The 20171-nt window shown below is 29.8% G+C and carries 15 protein-coding genes; 12 read left to right on the top strand and 3 right to left on the bottom strand.

Annotated elements, in window-relative coordinates; genetic code table 11:
• Positions 1 to 86 precede the first annotated feature (86 nt).
• Positions 87 to 1031: an LCP family protein gene (locus CLVI_RS06535; RefSeq protein WP_106059308.1), complete on the bottom strand. Its 945-nt coding sequence runs from the start codon at positions 1029 to 1031 to the stop codon at positions 87 to 89.
• 154 nt (positions 1032 to 1185) lie between these two features.
• Here CLVI_RS06535 and CLVI_RS06530 point away from each other — a divergent pair, with 154 nt between their 5' ends.
• On the top strand, positions 1186 to 2190 hold the full coding sequence (locus CLVI_RS06530; protein ID WP_106059307.1) for an LCP family protein: 1005 nt from the start codon (positions 1186 to 1188) through the stop codon (positions 2188 to 2190).
• A 66-nt stretch (positions 2191 to 2256) separates the two neighbouring features.
• Here the strand turns inward: CLVI_RS06530 and CLVI_RS06525 are convergent, their stop codons facing one another.
• On the bottom strand, positions 2257 to 3084 hold the full coding sequence (locus tag CLVI_RS06525; protein ID WP_106059306.1) for a Cof-type HAD-IIB family hydrolase: 828 nt from the start codon (positions 3082 to 3084) through the stop codon (positions 2257 to 2259).
• A gap of 62 nt (positions 3085 to 3146) precedes the next feature.
• Positions 3147 to 4844, bottom strand: coding sequence for a DUF6056 family protein (locus tag CLVI_RS06520; RefSeq protein ID WP_106059305.1), 1698 nt, complete (start codon positions 4842 to 4844; stop codon positions 3147 to 3149).
• Positions 4845 to 5116: 272 nt separating this feature from the next.
• On the opposite strand from CLVI_RS06520, the gene CLVI_RS06515 reads away from it, so the two are divergent.
• The 11 genes from CLVI_RS06515 to CLVI_RS06465 all read left to right on the top strand — a co-directional run bounded on the left by CLVI_RS06515 (position 5117) and on the right by CLVI_RS06465 (position 20168).
• On the top strand, positions 5117 to 6022 hold the full coding sequence (locus CLVI_RS06515) for a C40 family peptidase (protein WP_242980588.1): 906 nt from the start codon (positions 5117 to 5119) through the stop codon (positions 6020 to 6022).
• A gap of 446 nt (positions 6023 to 6468) precedes the next feature.
• The gene (gene rfbC / locus CLVI_RS06510; RefSeq protein ID WP_106059304.1) at positions 6469 to 7047 is read left to right on the top strand and encodes a dTDP-4-dehydrorhamnose 3,5-epimerase; all 579 of its coding nucleotides are present in this window, start codon (positions 6469 to 6471) and stop codon (positions 7045 to 7047) included.
• Positions 7047 to 8099 (top strand): dTDP-glucose 4,6-dehydratase, encoded by a 1053-nt coding sequence (gene rfbB, locus CLVI_RS06505; protein WP_106059303.1) that lies wholly within the window; start codon positions 7047 to 7049, stop codon positions 8097 to 8099. Before rfbC ends, rfbB begins: the two co-directional genes overlap by 1 nt.
• A 103-nt stretch (positions 8100 to 8202) precedes the next feature.
• Positions 8203 to 9159: a glycosyltransferase family 2 protein gene (locus CLVI_RS06500; protein WP_106059302.1), complete on the top strand. Its 957-nt coding sequence runs from the start codon at positions 8203 to 8205 to the stop codon at positions 9157 to 9159.
• Positions 9160 to 9162: 3 nt separating this feature from the next.
• Complete coding sequence (locus CLVI_RS06495) at positions 9163 to 10560, top strand: undecaprenyl-phosphate glucose phosphotransferase (protein ID WP_106059301.1); 1398 nt, start codon at positions 9163 to 9165, stop codon at positions 10558 to 10560.
• Between the two features lie 14 nt (positions 10561 to 10574).
• Positions 10575 to 11579, top strand: a complete 1005-nt coding sequence (locus tag CLVI_RS06490) for an ABC transporter permease (RefSeq protein ID WP_242980587.1) — start codon at positions 10575 to 10577, stop codon at positions 11577 to 11579.
• A gap of 12 nt (positions 11580 to 11591) precedes the next feature.
• Entirely contained in the window at positions 11592 to 12818 is a 1227-nt protein-coding gene (locus CLVI_RS06485; RefSeq protein WP_106059300.1) for an ABC transporter ATP-binding protein, read from the top strand.
• 66 nt (positions 12819 to 12884) lie between these two features.
• Complete coding sequence (locus CLVI_RS06480) at positions 12885 to 14975, top strand: glycosyltransferase family 2 protein (RefSeq protein WP_106059299.1); 2091 nt, start codon at positions 12885 to 12887, stop codon at positions 14973 to 14975.
• Between the two features lie 26 nt (positions 14976 to 15001).
• On the top strand, positions 15002 to 17125 hold the full coding sequence (locus tag CLVI_RS06475) for a glycosyltransferase family 2 protein (protein WP_106059298.1): 2124 nt from the start codon (positions 15002 to 15004) through the stop codon (positions 17123 to 17125).
• A gap of 9 nt (positions 17126 to 17134) precedes the next feature.
• Positions 17135 to 18049: a glycosyltransferase family 2 protein gene (locus CLVI_RS06470; RefSeq protein ID WP_106059297.1), complete on the top strand. Its 915-nt coding sequence runs from the start codon at positions 17135 to 17137 to the stop codon at positions 18047 to 18049.
• Between the two features lie 43 nt (positions 18050 to 18092).
• On the top strand, positions 18093 to 20168 hold the full coding sequence (locus CLVI_RS06465) for a DUF7657 domain-containing protein (protein ID WP_106059296.1): 2076 nt from the start codon (positions 18093 to 18095) through the stop codon (positions 20166 to 20168).
• The last annotated feature ends 3 nt before the right edge of the window (positions 20169 to 20171 follow it).

The following is a 20171-nucleotide window of genomic DNA, read 5'->3' as shown; positions in this document are numbered from 1 at the left end:
TTTTAACACTATACATTATTTAGGTAAAGTAGACTAGCTAAATAAAAAAGGTTGGTGAAAAGACATTTTCGCCAACTTTTATTTGATTATCGATCCAAGAATATATAATCAGTCATCTGTTTAGCAGTTTCTTCAATATCAAATACATAATAATAAATTCCATCGATAAGTCTACCTTCGCCATAATCATCTCTTGGGAATCTATCTTGATCTAATTGACTAATAGGAAGAGAGTTTATTTTTGTAGCTAGAGCTAAAATATCAGTGGGATTTAAATTAGTATCTAAAAGAGGTAATAAATTCTTTAGTAAGGATGGATAGGAGGTAATAGAAGCACTTTTGAATTTACTAAATAAAGCAGAGATTACATTTCTTTGTCTGTCGCTTCTTACAAAATCCCCGCCTTCTGCATATCTAATTCTAGAATATGCAAGAGCTTGAGCTCCATCTAATGTTTGGTTTCCAGCGGAAGCTAAATTTAAAATTGTCATTTCTTCACTACTGATATTTATTTTAATACCTCCAACCGAATCTATAAGTTTTGGAAGGGATGAAAAATTAACAGATACAAAATCCTGTATATTTAAATTAAAGTTTCTATTTAAAGTTTTTATTGCTAAAGTAGGGCCTCCATTATTGTCACCACTAGCAGTACCAAAAGCATAGGCATGATTAATTTTATCCTTGCCTTCCCGCCCTGGAATTTCTACATAGGAATCTCTTATTATAGAAGAAACCTTTAGCTTATTATTCTTTTCATCAATGGTTAATATCATTATTGAATCTGATCGTCCGATTTCTCCCTCTAGAGAATCAATACCAAAGATAGCAATGTTTCTAATCTCCGCAACAACAACATTAGCAGTTAGATGGGGCTTGATCTCTAGGTCATTAAGATCGATCTCTATAGTATTAACCTTGCTTAATGTTGTATAAATATAAGAATATCCCACTACACTTAAAATAAGAATTAATGAAATAATACCTATTAATATTTTTTTGAATGGGGATAGCTTTTTTGTTCGGTTCATGAATTACCACGTCCTTTCATAATATTAATACTTTATGAAAAACAAGTATAAAATGTTAACATTAAAAGAGCTTGTATGATAAGAATTTAATATTTGTGAAATAGGATAAATAAGGTATAATAAGTATATTAATCTGGAATTATAAGGAGAAATTATGAGAGATAAAGAAAGAAAAAGAAAAAAAACAAAGAATCCGTGGAGTGCTAAGAAAAAAATTATAGTTATATTGTCTTCTTTACTAGGAGTAATACTATTAGGATTATTAGGAGCAGCAGGCTATAGCTATTATGTTTATAGTAGAATGGATAATGTACAGATAGACAGAGAGGAAGTTCTTAATGATACTGGGAAAAAAGAAGAATATTCTAATATTATTAATATTGCTTTGTTTGGAGTAGATAGAGGAGAAGATGATGGCGGAGAGGGTGGACTTCACGGCCTATCTGATGCAATTATGATTTTGACAATAAATGAAGACACAAAACAGCTAAAAATATCATCCATTATGAGAGATACTTATGTGAATATTCCAACCCACGGGGATGATATAATTAATACTGCAATGTTAGCAGGTGGACCTGAGCTTATGCTTAAGACTATTAATACAAATTTTGATCTAGATATAGATAAGTTTATAGGGGTTAATTTAGAGTCATTACCTAAAATAATAGACAAGCTAGGTGGCCTAGATATAAATGTAGATAGTGAAGAGGTTCCCTTAGTAAACGGACTAGTAAGGAGCATAAATGAAAGAACTAGCAATAACTCATCTGGTATTACATCAGCTGGAATGCAACATTTAAATGGAACGCAGGCTACGGCTTATGCTAGAATTAGACATACAGATGGAAATGATTTTAAAAGGACACAAAGACAAAGAACTGTTATAACACTTATAGCTAATAAATTAAGTGCTATGTCAGTTGATGATTTGAATTCCTTTGTTTTAGAGGGATTACCAATAGTTCAAACTAATTTAACCTATGCAGAGGTTGTATCAATTGGAACTAAGGTTTTAAGCATAGGAACAGGGAATATTCTGCAAAATAGATTTCCTAATGATGGAGATCACTGGAGTAGTACAGTAAATGGCGGATATAGATTAAATATCGATAAAGAGGCGACTACTGAGAAGATGCACAAATTTATATATGAATAGATTTAATTTCTAATATAAAAAATAATGCTTAGGTATCCCAATAAAATGGGGGATACCTAAGCATTTTTAATTTAATACAAATTTTCTAATAGCCTTTCCAACACCAGAATTTACATTAGTATCTGTTATGTAATTAGCTTCATTTTTAAGCAGGTCAACTGCATTTCCCATGGCAATTCCAAGACCTGCATATCTAATCATGGAAAGATCATTTTCATTGTCACCCATGCAAATAACCTGTTCTTGTTTAATTCCTAAGGATTCAGCTAATCTTTGAACTGCCGAGCCCTTAGATGAACCTTTCTTCATAATTTCAAAATTATAAGGGCCAGAGCTAACTACCTCAAATTTATCTAAAGATTTAAGCTCATTTTTAACTTTTAATAAAGCTTCCTTATCCTTTTTTTCAATTACAATAGCTTTTAAGACTTCATTTTCATATTCTTTAAAAAGTGGTGAAAGATCTTCTTTTATACAAAAGTGAATTCTTAAGTCCTCAGAGACTTCTTTATTAAATGCTACATAAGGATGATTTTCAGGCAAGGTTTCAGAACCTAGCGCTGTATTATGTGTATAAAAATAATGTGTTAAGTTACTTTTATTAAGTATTTCATTAAGCTCATTACATTCCTCAAGGGTGAAGGTGTCCTTATATATAAATTCTTCCTTTGATCTTTCACGAATATAAGTGCCGTTAGAGGCTATAATAGGTCCTTCTATATCTAGGAGACTATAAGAGTAGCTTGCAGATGTAAACAACCTTCCTGTAGTTACTGCGATTACAACACCTCTGTTATGTGCTTCTTTTATGGCCTTTTTATTTTCTTCACTTATTAGATGATTATCATCTAGCAAGGTTCCATCCATATCTATACATATAAGTTTATAATTCAAATCTTACACGCCTCCATTTATAATCTTTATTATTTCTTCTTTTTATACTAGTGTACCACAGGTTATTTAAGTTTGAAAATTGTAATATTATCGTTGGTAATTTCTAGACTACTTTTGTTTATAAATTGAATATCAGTTGAATCAGAAGGAATTGATATAAAGGCTTGATTTTTATCTGAATCAGATTTGGAAGGTTCTGTTTGAACTTTTTCTGAATAACTTTTTTTAGTAGTTCCATCTGAATCTATATATTCAAAATAAATAGCATTTTTATCAATATTATCTTTTTCTATTTTCATAACAATAGTGTTTTGTTCTACTCCAATAATTTCTTCGAAATTATAATAATTAGCTGTATAGTAATTAGTTATAGAATTTGGAGTATTAGATAGAGTTGAAGGTGCTGCCCCATAGTAATTACTTATTAAGAGTAAGGGCTTAGGCTGTATTGGTAATACAATTTGAGAAGAACCTTCGCTAGCTGTAATTTGAGTATTAAAATCTTTTTTCCAAGATCCTAAAAAAATAATGTAGTAGTGAATTGTTAGTGATAAGGTTATAAAAGCTAAAATGAAAATTGATGAAGTTAAGAGATAACTTTTTTTAAAGCCTAAATAACCAATTAGATTTATTATTGCTATATTAATAATGGTACAACTTAAAAAGAAACTTCTATCAGGACATTCAGGCATAGTATACATAGCTAATCCGCTTATTATACCTATAAAAAATAGATTTAAATTAACTAATAACTGTTCAGTAGACATATTTTGTTTTATACATTTTAAGAATAAGAATATGAATAAGGGTATTAATATTAATAAAAATTTAAAGTAATATATGGCTAATAAGATGCCACTTGTGGGAATATAGTTAGTTAAAATTAATATTAGCAAACAGATAAATGATAAAATACATAGAATTGATAATATGGTATTAGTCTTCTTGTGTTTTTTGATGATATCTATATATTTTATAAAAGTGGATTTTAATTTTGTATTTATAAGTACTATTACTGCAAATAAAATGATTCCAATTAAAACTTTAATAATAGTGCTTGTTCTTAATATATTTGAAGGTTGAGATACTCTTAGAAAATTACCTGGAGCTAAGATTAGGAATAGTCCTCCAATTAAAAAACATAAAAAGGTTAAGATCTTTTTATGGTTAAATTTACTGATACATAAATCTAGTAAAAGATATGCTCCACCACATATAAAAATCATTTCATGAGAAGCACCTGTAATAAAGGCAATTATCATTAACAAGGGTGTTTTTGAATTGTTTTTAGAATAAATATTTAATAATAATAAAAACAAGGTGCTTGGCCACAAATAATTAATACTTCCAGAAAGCCAAACTATTGTTTCACCAAACATTGGAGTGAAAATCCACACAATAGCAAAGATTATAAGTAAAAGGTAAGGCGTTTTTTTAGAAAAAACTAAATTTGAAATTAAGTAAATAAAGATACAAAAAACAAATGAATTTACAATGGGAAAAGTGTTGCCTCCAATAAATAAAAATAGCTGAATTAAAGAGTGAACTATGATTCTTCCAGTCCAATTAAAATATAGTATTTTTTGTGAAGTTAGTATATCACTTAATGATGAAATTCGTGTATTTGTCCATGTAATATGACTATAGTTATATTCATCAGCATTAAAATGCATATTATTTGTTAATAAAAAGATAATTGTAAATATTATTATATATAAATATAGAGTTGGATTTTTAAAAATATTACGAATAGATTTCATATTTTTAGCTCCTTTCATTTTTATGGTATTATTTAGGGATTTACTGAACATAATAAATTTAATTATACGGCTGATTAGTTAATTATTCAATTGAGAATATCTTTGTTAGAAATTTACTCTATAGATTGTATGTAAATACTAAAGAATCTATATAAGGTAAATATTAGGGCTATTACTAGAACATAATACCAATTCTGTTGCTCATATCTATTAAAAGGTATAAGGTTGCACTGAGCGAAAGCTTTAAATTAATTATGCAAGGAGAAGGTAAAATGGCAAAAAACAAAAGAAGAGGAAAGAAATTCCTAGAGATGTTGTTATCAATTCTAATGGCGACAATAATGGTTTCTAGCGCAACACCAGCTACTACTAACGCAGCGACTGTTGATGGACAAGCTATTGTTGCTGAAGCAAAAAATCATCTGGGAAAACCATATGAATGGGCGGGAAAGGGACCAGGAACATTTGATTGTTCAGGTCTTACAGCTTATATCTATAGACAGGTAGCTGGAATTGAGATAGGTGAAAGTACTTATACTCAAATTAATGCCGGGACGGAAGTGTCTCAAGCTGAAATGCAACCAGGTGATTTAGTATTTCCACATGATGGACATGTAGGAATATACATAGGTAATAATCAAATGATTCATTCGCCTAAGGCTGGTGATGTGGTGAAAATCTCAGATATATATAGTTTTTGGAGAGCAAGAATAATAATAGCTACGGCTCCAAATACTACTCTTCAGGCAGCTAAGCCTATTGTGCTAGCTGAAACAGGAGAGGCTCCAGTATTTGATGCTAATTTTTATGCTAATAAATATTCGGATTTAAGACAAGCCTTTGGGACTAATGAAGCACAGTTATATAATCACTGGATAACCTATGGTATAAAAGAAGGACGAACAGCCTCGGAGATATTTGATGTTAAATTTTATTTAGCTAATAATAAAGATTTAATAAATGCCTTTGGAGCGACTAATTATACAGCAGCTTATAATCATTTTAGAAATGATGGTTTTAGAGAAGGGAGAAATCTTTCACCTGTATTTAATATGGGATATTATAGTAAAAATAATCCAGATTTAGTAAATGCCTATGGAAAAGATTATTCTGCAATAATGAATCATTTCAAAGTATATGGAATGAATGAAGAAGTGCAAGTGAAAATTTTAACTTAGGGATATATAAGAGCAGATATAAGGATTTAGTAAATGCTTATGGTAATAACAACAAAGCATATTATGATCACTATTTAACATATGGAATAGCTGAGGGAAGATCAGCAAGATAATCTTTTTGAAATTACTATAATATTTAGATAAAGCATTCTTAAATTAATATTTTTGAATGCTTTTTTCTTGTTTTATAGAGAATAAAAAGATCCTAGCGAGTTCTTAATGGAATTGTCATTCTTTTATGGTAAATATAGATTAGACTTTTAGTAAGGACTAATAAATACAAAGTCTACTTGATTTCAAGATAATATTTCATAAAGGATGGATACTTTAAAGAAATTTGACAAGAATTAAGAATAATAATAGTATAAAATAGGATGAAAAATTGGTATAATTATATTTGGCTATAAATGCTAAAAATATAGTAATAAAAGTTAGGAGAAGATGAGATGGGAAACTTTAATTTTGTTAAAACTAAAATCAAAGATTTATACATTATAGAACCAAAGGTATTTGGCGATAGCAGAGGATACTTTATGGAAACTTATAATAAGGAACACTTTAATGAGGCTGGTTTAACTATGGACTTTGTACAAGACAATGAATCAAAGTCAAGTAAGGGAGTTTTAAGAGGTTTACATTTTCAAACTAAGCATACTCAAGGAAAGTTAGTTCGTGCAACTCGTGGAAGTGTATTTGACGTAGCAGTAGATTTAAGAAAAGGATCTGCGACTTATGGACAATGGGAAGGTGTTATTCTTACTGAAGAGAATAAGAAACAATTCTATGTTCCAGAAGGTTTTGCACATGGATTTTTAGTTCTTTCTGATGAAGCTATTTTTAATTATAAATGTACAGATTTCTATTCACCAGAATTTGATGGTGGAATGTTATGGAATGACCCAGATGTAGGAATCGAATGGCCACTTGAGGGAATAGATAATATTCTTTTATCAGAAAAAGATAAAGTACAAAAAAGATTTAAGGACTTAGATGTCACATTTGAATATAAAGGAGATAAAAAATAATGAAAACTTATTTAGTTACTGGGGGAGCTGGATTTATAGGCTCAAACTTCGTTTTATACATGTTAGACAAATATTTTGATGTTAAGATAGTAAATCTTGATTCATTAACTTATGCAGGAAATCTTGAGAATCTTAAGTCACTAGAAAAAAATCCTCATCATATATTTGTTAAAGGGGATATTGGTGATGCTGAGTTAGTAAGTGACCTATTTAAGAAGTATAGTTTTGATTACGTTGTAAACTTTGCTGCAGAATCTCATGTTGATAGAAGTATAAAAGAACCAGAATTATTTGCAAAAACAAATGTAATGGGAACAGTAAACCTCTTAAATTGTACTAAGAATGCTTGGTATACAGAGGAGAACGGCTGGGCTAAAGGAGTTAAATATCTTCAAGTATCTACAGATGAAGTTTACGGATCTCTTGGAGATACAGGATTCTTTATGGAAGATACTCCACTTGACCCACATAGTCCATATTCTGCAAGTAAGGCAGGAGCAGACTTTATGGTTAAGGCTTATGGAGATACATTCCAAATGCCAATTAACATTACAAGATGTTCTAATAACTATGGCCCTTACCAATTTCCAGAAAAGTTAGTTCCATTATTAATAAACAATTGTTTAAATCATAAGGACTTACCTATCTATGGAGATGGCTTAAACGTTAGAGATTGGTTATTTGTTGCAGATCATTGCAAAGCAATTGATATGGTCTTAAGACAAGGAGTTCTAGGAGAAGTCTATAATGTAGGCGGACATAATGAAAGAACAAACTTACAAATAATTAAAAAAGTTATTTCATATATAAATGAAAATGTAGACGAAGAAGTAACAGAGAAATTAATGACTTATGTTGAAGATAGAAAAGGTCATGACAAGAGATATGGAATAGCTCCAGATAAAATAAAGGCTGATCTAGGATGGTATCCTGAAACTACTTTTGAAGTTGGAATAGAAAAGACTATTAAGTGGTATCTAGATAATAAAGAATGGATGGCAAATGTAACAACTGGAGATTATCAAAAGTACATTACGAAAATGTATAAATAGTATATAAGTAGAGAAGATTAATTTTAGAAATGTTATAACTGTGGGGTCTTGAAGAATGCAACACAGCTATAGCATTTTATAAGGATATAGGAGAGTTTTATTTATGGGTGTTTCAGTAGTAATTCCAAATTATAATGGGGAAAAATACTTAAAAGCTTGCTTAGATAGCTTAATGGAACAGTCATTAAAAGCTGAAGAGATAATAATAATAGATAATGATTCCAAGGATTCAAGTATTCAATATATAAGGGCTAACTATAAAGACAAGGTTACCTTAGTAGTTATGGATAAGAATTATGGCTTTAGTAGAGCTGTAAATGAAGGAATAAAGAGGAGCAAAAGTGAATTTGTAGCTTTGCTTAACAATGATACAGAGCTCCATAAGGATTGGCTTAAAGAACTTTATAATTGTATAAAAGAGGATGATAAAATCTTTTCAGCTTCAAGCAAAATGCTTAGATTTATAGAAAGAGACATAATAGATGATGCTGGAGATGAGTATACGTTATTTGGCTGGAGCTCCAAAAATGGTGATGGCAAGCCTAGTTCAAAGCAAGATATTTCAAGGGAAGTGTTTTCTGCCTGTGCAGGAGCGGCTATTTATAGAAGTAGTATTTTAGAGGAAATAGGACTATTTGATGAAGATTTTTTCGCCTATTTAGAGGATATGGATATATCCTATAGGGCAAGAATATATGGGTATAAGAATTATTATGCATCTAAATCAAAGGTTTATCATATAGGAAGTGCAACTAGTGGAAGTCGCCATAATTCCTTTAAGGTAAAACTTGCAGCTAGAAATAATATATACTTGATCCATAAAAATATGCCTAACCTTCAAATTGCACTTAATTCTATCTTCATTTTTATTGGGATTATGATTAAGTGGATTTACTTTGCCTTAAAGGGCCTGGGACGGGATTATATTTGTGGAGTATTTGAAGGCTTAAAAACAAAGAAGAAAATTAATAGGGTAAAGATTAAAAACAACCTATATAATTATAGAAAAATCGAAAAGATGTTATTTATAAATACAATAAACCTTTTAAAGAGAGGGTAAGATATGATTAAACAAAATCAAAAATTAGTTAATAAGGCTATGGTTCTTACGGATATAGTAGCTATAATAACTTCATTTTTATTTACTTGGTATATACGAGTTCATAGTGGAATTATAGAAGTTCAGGGAGGAATACTAAGCTTTAGAGAATACTTAGTGCCTGTTCTTATAATGGTTCCCATATACATATTAATATATAATTTCAAAAGACTTTATAATAGTGAGAGAGTAATATTTATGAGTAAAGAAATAGTAAATATTATAATTTCAAATGTTTATGGGATTATATTATTTACTGGAGTCTTATTCTTAACAAAGCAGATAGATTATGCAAGATCAGTTTTAGTTATCTTCTTTGTTGTATGTACAGTATTTACTTCTCTAGAAAGAATTGTAATAAGGCTGCTTATGAGACGCGCAAGAAAAAATGGATACAATATACGGCATACTGTATTTGTTGGATTTAGTGATGGAACTAAGAAGTTTTATAAATTGATAAATGAAAATAAACATTGGGGATATAAAGTCTTAGGTATCTTTGAAGATAGTGAGATTAAATATGAAGATCTTAAATATTTAGGGGATTTAGACTGCTTAGGCGAGTTCTTAGGTAAGAATAGAGATGTTGATGAAATTATTATTACTTTAGAGATGAAGGATTATGATAAGCTAAAGGCTATAATAGCTGCCTGTGAGAAATTAGGGGTTAGAGCTCAAATTATTCCTAGTTACTATAAGTACTTACCAGCAAAACCTTTTGTAGAGGAAATTGGTGGAATTCCCTTAATTAACATGAGATATATTCCCTTAGATAATATTTTAAATAAGGCAATAAAAAGAGGCGTAGATATAATCGGATCATCTATTGCAATACTTCTCTTTTCCCCAATAATGATCATAACTGCAATACTTGTAAAAACTACATCGAAGGGGCCTTTAATATTTAAGCAGGAGAGAATTGGCTTAAATAGAAACTCATTTGTTATGTATAAGTTTAGAAGTATGAGAGAACAAGATCCGGACGAGGAAAAGGAGAATTGGACTGTTAAAAATGATCCTAGAAAAACTAAGGTTGGGAATTTCATAAGAAAGACTAGTATAGATGAATTACCACAAATCTTTAATGTTCTTTTAGGCGATATGAGTTTAATCGGTCCAAGACCCGAGAGACCTTTTTATGTAGAAAAGTTTAAAGATGAAGTACCTAAATATATGGTTAAACATCAAGTTAGACCAGGTATTACAGGCTGGGCTCAGGTTAATGGATGGAGGGGAGACACCTCTATTGAAAAGAGAATAGAATGTGATATTTATTATATAGAGAATTGGAGTTTAACCCTAGATATTAAGATAGTATTTTTAACTGTTTTTAAGGGGTTTGTAAATACTAATGCTTATTAGAGAAAAAGGAGAAAATGATGAAAAGTATAGGAAAAAAGAAGGCGTTTATTGTATTAGGGACTTGTGTAGGTTCTGTATTATTATTTATGCTATTTACCAAGTATTATAATGTTAAAGTTGATGAAGGTGTCTATGGAGAAGGCTCAACCCTATTAAACATTGCTATGATATTCGCTTCTTTAGGATTAGGTTGGGTAGCGGCAACAGCTTTAGTAGAACTGAAGGAAACTATAAAATTTTTAAAAATTTCCGTGGATAATAAGAAGTTAATAAAGACTTTATCAAGAAATGATTTTAAAAGTAAATTTGCAGGTTCATATTTTGGGATAGCTTGGGCATTTATTCATCCTGTAATAACAATCCTTGTATATTGGTTTGTTTTTCAAGGAGCCTTTAAACAAGGAGATGTGGCAGGAAAACCTTTCATTTTTTGGTTTATAGCTGGAATAATACCTTGGTTTTTCTTCTCAGAAGCTCTTCCATCAACAAGTAATGTTTTTTTAGAGTATGGTTATTTGGTGAAAAAAGTAGTTTTTAAAATAGAAGTTTTACCAATGGTAAAGATAATATCTGCACTATTTGTACATGTTTTTTTTATAGGCTTTATATATCTAATTATGGCCCTATATGGATATTATCCTGATGCATATACTCTGCAGTTTATATATTATTCTTTTGCATTGGTAAGTATTGTTTATTCAGTTTCAGTAATGTCATCAGCAATAATATTGTTTTTTAGAGATTTCGGTCAAATAATTAATGTTATTTTAAGTGTAGGATTTTGGTTTACTCCAATAGGTTGGAATGTATCAATACTCCCAAAGAATTTGGCAATATTATTCAAACTAAACCCATTGTATTATATAGTAACAGGATATAGAGATGCTTTTATAGATAAAATATATTTTTGGGAAAGACCCTATGGAACATTATATTTCTGGGTACTTTGTTTAGTTATTTTATCATTAGGAATTAAAATATATAATAGATTAAAACCACATTTTTCAGATGTGATTTAGAGAGGTATTAATATGAGTGTAATGATTAAAGTTAAAGATTTAGTTAAAACGTATAATATATATGAGAAACCAATTGATAGATTAAAGGAAAATTTATTTAAAAGCAAAAAATCTTATCACAGAGAATTTGTAGCTTTAAATGGATTAACCTTTGATGTTCAAAAGGGTGATGCAATAGGAATATTGGGCAAGAATGGTTCCGGTAAATCAACTTTGCTTAAGATGATTACAGGGGTATTAACACCTACTTCAGGAGAGTTAACTATAAATGGTAAAATAGCGGCTATACTTGAACTTGGAGCAGGTTTTAATATGGAGTATAGCGGTATTGAAAATATATATCTTAACGGAACTATGATGGGATATACTAGGGAAGAAATGGATGCGAAGATTGATGCAATTGTAAAGTTTGCAGATATAGGAGATTTTATAAATCAGCCTGTAAAAATTTATTCTAGTGGTATGTTTGCACGATTAGCTTTTGCTGTAGCAATTAATGTTGATCCAGATATTTTAATAGTTGATGAAGCATTAGCTGTAGGAGATACAAGATTTCAAATTAAATGTATTGAAAAGATGAAGAATCTTAAAACAAATGGAACAACTATACTTTTCGTATCTCATGCAACAGAGCAAATAAAAAGATTCTGTAATAAGGCAATATGGCTTATGGATGGGAGAATAAAAACTCAAGGTGAATCAGGTGAAATAGCAGATTTATATGAAGACTTTATGAAGTACGGTGAAAGAGATAATACAACAGATGTAAGGCTTAAGGATAAGGCTGTTGAGGATGAAGTTCCTAGTAATGGAGAATTTAGAGCGCCAGTAAATGATGATACATTAGCGTCTATAGCAAAAGTGGAACTGTCAAAGGAAAAGTTAAGATCCTTTGAAGATATAGAGGTTGAAGTAACCTATGATATTTATAGAGAGGAAATAGACGGTTTTCTTCTAGGTGTTGCAATATATACACCCGGGAGAGAGTATATATTCGGACCAAATACATCTTTAGAGAAGGTTAAAATGCCAAATACCTTTGGAAGGCATAAGGTTATATATAGGATACCTAAAATGCCATTACTTGGGGGCACATATACAATAGATGTAGGGATTTTTACGGATGAGAGTATTATAAACCTTGATTATAAGGAAGCCATCTGTGAATTTAAAGTAGCAAATAAATATATATCAGAGGGCAAATTTTATATAAGCCATGAATGGAATGTAATAGAATAAAAGAGATAAAGACAAGGTTTTTATTAGAGTAATATAGTTAAATTACAAGAAAAGGGTGAATTAATTTTGAGAAGTATTAGATTTTGTATAGATGATATTTTAGTTACTGAAGATAAGACAGAATTAGTTGTGACTGGTTGGGCTTATGCAGAAAGTAAGCAGCCTATAAAAATTGAAATGGTGAATGTTGATTATTTTAAAGTGGAGAAATTTGAAAGACCAGATATTTTTCATCAATATAAAGAGGAATCTTTAGCTCTAGAAACTGGTTTTAAAATAACAATTCCATATAAAGAAAAGAATAAAATTGTATTTTCAACTAAAGATGAAGAGGCAACTTGTAATTTCAGAAGTAATGATAAGACAAAGACACAAAAGTCTAGGAGTAAATTAGATGTATTCATGTTTATATTTGATTTTTCAAATATAGGCAAGTTATTTAAATACATAATGGATTATGGTGTAATGGATACCCTTATAAGGATAAAAAGAGTAATAATTAAAACAAGTTTAAAAGGTATAAAATATAATGATTGGTTAAATAGAGAAAGAGCATCTACAAAGGAGCTAGAAAAGCAAAGAAAACATGTTTTTGAATATTCTCCGAAGATAAGTATAGTTGTTGCTACTTACAATACAACTGAGAGTAATATTAGAGATATGATGAAATCCTTGATAAAACAGACCTATAGCAATTGGGAGCTTTGTATTGTAGACGGAGCTAGCAATAATATATCTACTATTAAAGTGCTTAAGGAATATCAAAATAAATATGACAATATAAAGGGTAATTATTTAAGCGAAAATTCTATAACTTTAAATAGTGTATATGAAGAATTGAAACTAACTTCAGGAGAATTTGTTGGATTATTAAATCAAGGTGATTTCTTGGAATTAGATGCACTATATAAGATAGTAGAAGGCATTAATAATAATAGAAATGTTGATTTCATCTATACAGATGAGGATAGGGTAAGTGATAGCGGAAAAGAATTTTCTGAACCGCAGTTTAAACCGGATTGGGCTCCAGATACTTTTAGAAGTTATAATTATATTTCTAACTTCGCTGTATTTTCAAAGAAACTTCTTGAGAATATTGGAGAGTTTAAAGACAATCAAAATTATGATCTTTTATTGAAGTTAACAGAAGGGGCTCAAGAGATATTACATATTTCAAAAGTTTTATATCATGGTAGAAGTTATAATAAAAATAAGATTGATATAGAAGAGGACAAAGAAGCTATCAAGAATCAGTTAGAGAGAATAGGGGCAAAAGGTATTGTTGAAGATGGATTATTCCAAGGGTCATATAAGGTGGAGTATGAGATAGCTGATAATCCGTTAGTGTCTATTATAATACCTAATAAGGATGAACATGAGACATTAAAGGCTTGTATTGAATCTATATTTGAGAAGAGTACTTACAAGAATTTTGAGATAATTATAGTTGAAAATAATAGTACTGAAGATGAGATATTTAAGTACTATGAAGAATTAGCAAGTAATAATAAGATTAGAGTAATTACATGGGACAAAGAATTTAATTATTCAGCAATTAATAATTATGCATTTAATGAGACCAAGGGAGAATATATAGTCTTTCTTAATAATGATATAGAAGTCATTACTCCAAATTGGATTGAGGAAATGTTAATGCATACTCAGAGAATGGGAATAGGCATAACAGGTGCTAAATTATATTATCCAGATGATACTATACAGCATGCAGGGGTAATTCTTGGTCTTCGAGGAGTAGCTGGGCATTCACATGGAGGTTTTAAGCGGGATGATTTAGGGTTCTGTGGAAGGCTTAAGATTATTCAGAATTTAAGTGCAGTAACTGCAGCTTGCTTAATGATTAGAAGATCGGTTTATGAAGAAGTTGAAGGCTTTGATGAAGAATTCCCTGTTGCCTTTAATGATATAGATTTTTGCCTTAAGGTAAGAGGAAAAGGTCATTTAATTATATTTACACCATTTGTTGAGATGTATCATTATGAATCAAAATCAAGGGGAGAAGATACTACTGTAGAGAAAATTGCACGATTTGAGAAGGAAGTAAAGAGGTTTCATAAAAAGTGGGGACTTTGGATAAGAGATCCATATTATAATGATAATCTTACTCTTGATGAAGAGGACTTCTCATTAAAAGTTTAAAAATCTATGTTTAGGATGGTGAGTATGTGTCTAAATTAGAATGTTGTATTGATAAGGTGTTAATTAAGGATAATGATGTTATTATTCAGGGTTGGGCTTATAAAAATAGTATTGAAGAAATGAGTATATCAATAGAGGGAACTGATAAATTTGATAAAACTGTTATAAAAAGAAAGGATGTTTTTGATAAATTTAATGGTGAAGAAGCTGCTATGGATGCAGGTTTTAGTATAAGTACCCCTTATAGTAAAAAGATAGTTCTAATAGCTGAGTCTGGAGAGAGTAAGAGCAGGACAGAGATTAATCCTAAAGCTTGGATAAAGAAAGATAATCAAGGAATGTCAATTAGTAAAGCTTTAAGAGTTCTTAACTCTAATAATATTAAAAAAGTAATAAGAGGGATAAAAACCAATGGACTAAAAGCTACATATTATAAATCAAAGTATAAGATTAATTCAAAGGTTAACGAGGGTGTAAGCTATGATAAATGGATTAGAAAAATGTTGCCTACAGCAGATCAATTAGCTAATGAAAGAAATCATGCTTTTGAATATAATCCTAAGATTAGCATTATAATTCCAACTTTCAATACAAAGATAGTATTTCTAGAAGAGGTTATAGATTCGGTTATAAATCAAAGTTATACTAATTGGGAATTATGTATTGCAGATGGAGCTAGCTCTAATCAGGATACTATTAAGAGACTTAAGGAATATGAGAAGCAAGATAAAAGAATAAGGGTGAATTATTTAACTGAGAACTATATGATATCAGGGAATTCAAATGAAGCTCTTAAACTTGTTACTGGAGAATATGTAGGTTTATTAGATCATGATGATTTATTAACCGAAAATGCTTTATATGAATATGTAAAGAGGTTAAATGAAGATAGAGATGTTGAATTTTTATATAGTGATGAAGATAAGATTGATGAAAAGTGCGAGGAATATTTTGATCCTCACTTTAAGCAAGATTGGGCTCCAGATACTTTTAGAAGCTGTAATTATATTTGTCATTTCTCAGTATTCTCAAAAAGTCTTTTAGATAAGGTAGGTAATTTTAATCATAAATTTGATGGTAGTCAAGATTATGATATTATTCTTAGACTAACAGAGAAGGCTAAAAAAATAGCACATATCTCTAAGGTTTTATATCATTGGAGAGTTCATAGAGATTCTACTGCAGGAGGAATCGGAGCAAAGGAATATTGTATAGATGCAGGAAGACGTGCTGTTCAAGCGCACCTTGATAGAATAGATGAGAAGGGAACCGTTGTGAATGGTGCTTTTGGCGGATGTTACAAGGTAAATTATAATATTAATGAAGATAAAAAAGTGTCAATTATAATTCCTAATAAAGATGAGATTAGTACTTTGAAAAATTGTATAGATTCTATTTTAAGTAAAACTAGATATAAGAACTATGAAATAGTAGTAGTAGAAAATAATAGTGAAGATAAAAATATATTTGAGTATTATAAAGAAATAGAGAGACGGATCAATATAAAGGTTGTTACGTGGGAAAGAGAATTTAATTATTCTGCAATTAATAATTTTGGAATTGAGAATAGTGATGGAGAATTCATCCTCTTATTAAATAATGATGTAGAGGTGATTTCTGAGAATTGGCTTGAAGAAATGCTTATGCATGCCCAAAGACCACAAGTTGGAGCAGTAGGGGCTAAACTTTATTATAAAGATGATACTATACAACATTATGGAGTAGTCCTTGGGGTTGGAGGAGTAGCTGAACATCTTGGTAAGGGTCTTGGACGATATGATGGTGGTCATATGGGAAGATTATTTATGATTTTAAATGTTTCGGCAGTTACTGGGGCTTGCTTAATGATTAGAAGATCTCTTTTTGAGGAATTAGAGCGGTTAAATGAAGATTTAGCTGTTGCATATAATGATGTGGATTTATGTATGAGAGCTAGAAAAAGTGGTTACTTAAATGTAGTTACACCTTACGCTGAATTATATCATTATGAATCAAGGTCTAGAGGTTTGGAAGACAATGAAGAGAAGATTAAGAGACTTGAGAATGAGATGAATTTATTTAATGGTATTTGGGGAGAGAATATAGAAGATCCTTATTATAATGTTAACTTTTCAAAACAAAGAGCTGATTTTAAATTATCAGAAAACTAGGAGAAAAATATGAATATATCAATAATTTGCCCTATATATAATGGAGAAAAATTTATTTGCAAACTCGATAAAAGTTTAATGACACAAGAAGGTGTAGAGAGTTTTGATATCAGATATGTTTTAACTAAATCTAAGGATAAAAGTGAAGAGATATTAAGAAATATTAAAGCTAATTATAGTGTTTTAGAAGTTGAGGAATTTTCTCATAGCAAAACACGAGAAAATGAAGCTTTCAAGGCTGATGGCGATATAATTGTTTTTATAACACAGGATGTTATTATAGAAGATAATAAATGGCTGCTTAAGCTTACAAGGGATATAAAGGCTGGAGTATGTGATGCAGCCTTCTCAAGGCAAATATGCGAAAATAGGACTATTGAAAGATATACAAGGATGAAAAATTATCCTAATGAAAGCCGAATAGTATCTAAGAGAGATATAGAGAAGTTAGGAATAATGACTTACTTTTATTCAGATGCTGCTGCTGCTATTAGACGGAGTACTTTTGTTGAGTTAAAAGGTTATGATGGAAAAAATCTTTTAACTAATGAGGATATGTATATATCCTATAAGCTTATTCAAAATGGCTATAAGATAAAATACTGCGCCGATGCCTGTGTTATACATTCCCATGTGTACACTTATAATTCATTATTTAAAAGATATTTCGATCAAGGAGTATTTCTAAAGCAACACAAATACATATCTGATTCAGGTGCGGGAAGTAGTGCCTTAGAATTAGTAAAGTTTGTAGCTATAAATTCCTTGAAAGAAAAGAATTTTAAAGCCTTTTTTGATATTATACCTAATTTTGGAGTGAGATTTATCGCAAATAAATTAGGAGCGAGATATGAGAAATTATCTAGAAAAAGGATATCTAAATATACTTCTAATAAGAATTACTGGGTAAAAGAAGAGTGGTAGAAAACAACTGATAAGTTTATTTAGAAAAAATAGGAGGTGCTAAATGAAAGAAAAAACTAGTAAAATAACAAGGTCAATTTTACCGCTACTTATTTTATATATTCTTAATTATTATATTGGTAAATATGGTGAGTCTTCTAATGGGCATGTGTATTTAAAATATATATTAATTACAATAATTTATTGTTCAGTTTATATTGTTATTAATACAAAAAATAAATATTTAAATATACTTAATATTCATAGAATAAGATATTACATTTTAGCAATAATATTTATAATATTAGTTTTATTTAAAATCCAAGGATCTTCTATAGGTATTTGGGATGATTATTATAAAGATTATGGAGGCCAAGAAATAAAAACAGTCTATGCAGGGGTACCGAGAGATGTTAGATCAGACGAGTGGTTAGTTCAAACTCCAATTTATTTATCCCAAGTAACTGGAGAAGGAACTCTTTCAAGAATTAACCCTAATATAAGATCAGATGGACAAGATATTGTTGTGTCAGCATATTCTCCTGCTCTTGACATAACAAATATAGGAAAACCTTTTAATTGGGGATTCTTTTTCTTAGATAAAGAGAGAGGACTTTCTTGGTACTGGAATCTTAAATTATTAGGTCTATTTATACTTTCTTACGAAATGGCATTAATACTTGGGAAAAGAAATAAGAGTATAGCTGTTATCGGAGCAATGTTAATTACCTTTGCATCTGCTAGTCAATGGTGGTTTTCTTCAATAGTAGATTTAATTATTTTTTCACAAGCACTAGTTGTAAGTATATATTACTATTTACGGACATCTAATGTTAAATTAAAAATTGTAAATACCCTGTTGTTTATTATAGCAGGGATTGGATTTGTAATATCCTTATATCCTCCAATACAAGTTCCATTAGGGTATTTAACGTTAATATTTCTGGTGTTTATTGTATTAAAGAATAAGCATAAAATAAAAAGGAAAGATATAACAATATTTTTGATATCAGTTATTTTAATTTTTGCTGTTATAGGATATTTTGTTTATACAGCTATGGATGCATTAACTTTATTAAGTTCAACTGTGTATCCTGGAGCAAGAGTAGAATTAGGTGGTAGTCGAGATTTTGCTAGTATAGGAAATTATTTGTTTGGATGGCTCTTACCCTATAAAGATGTACCTTATGCAAATAGTTCAGAGCTTAGTGGATATATAAGTCTATTGCCAGTAGTTATTATTTTATTCTTCTTTAGGAATAGGAAAGATCGGAATAATAAACTTATAATAGCAGTAGTAGTATTCATGTTAATAATGTGTTCATTTACATTGTTTAAGTATCCAGAATTCTTAGCTAAGATAACATTATTTTCATATGTACCTGAGTCTAGAATGAGGATTACTTTAGGGCTAGCAGGAACATATTTAATCTGCTTACTTTTACCTAATTTACTAGAGAAGAAAAATAAGACTAGTATGGCTATTATAGTTACTGTAGTTTCTTTGGGTATATTATTTATACCATTATATAAGAGTCAAGCCTATGAGTATTTAGGAGCTGGAGGTACTATTATGGCTATTATCCTATTTGCTATATTAATTTATTATATAGTAAAAGGATATGTAAAAGAGATGGTACCATTTGTAGTAGTATTTATGCTGATAACAGGATTTTTTGTGAATCCAGTTTGTAGCGGAGTAGCTCCTATATATGAAAAAGAAGTTAGTAAGGCTATAACCAGGATAAATGAAGTGGATTCAGGTAAATGGGCAGCTGTAGATTCCCTTGTTGGAGGAGAATTTTTAAATGCAAATGGTGTTGAAGTATTTAATAGTGCACATCATTATCCTGATTTAAACATGTGGCAAAGCTTAGATGAAAATAATGAGTATGAAAATGTATATAATAGATTTGCTCATATAATAGTTGAAATTACAGAGAAAGAAAATTCTTTTGAATTAGCTCAGAATGATGTAGTTAAAGTTAATATTAATATAAATGAGCTAGATAAAACAGGAATAAAGTATTTTATGAGTGGTAATGACTTAAGTGAATTTAATAAAGATGGAGAGACGATTTTTGAAGAATTATATTTTAATACTATAGATAATGTATATATTTATGAGTATGTTTCCTAAAAA

The organism is Clostridium vincentii, from assembly GCF_002995745.1.
Classification (GTDB): domain Bacteria; phylum Bacillota; class Clostridia; order Clostridiales; family Clostridiaceae; genus Clostridium; species Clostridium vincentii.
Note: the sequence above shows the minus strand (reverse complement) of the source record. Positions and strands in the feature narration are given on the sequence as shown.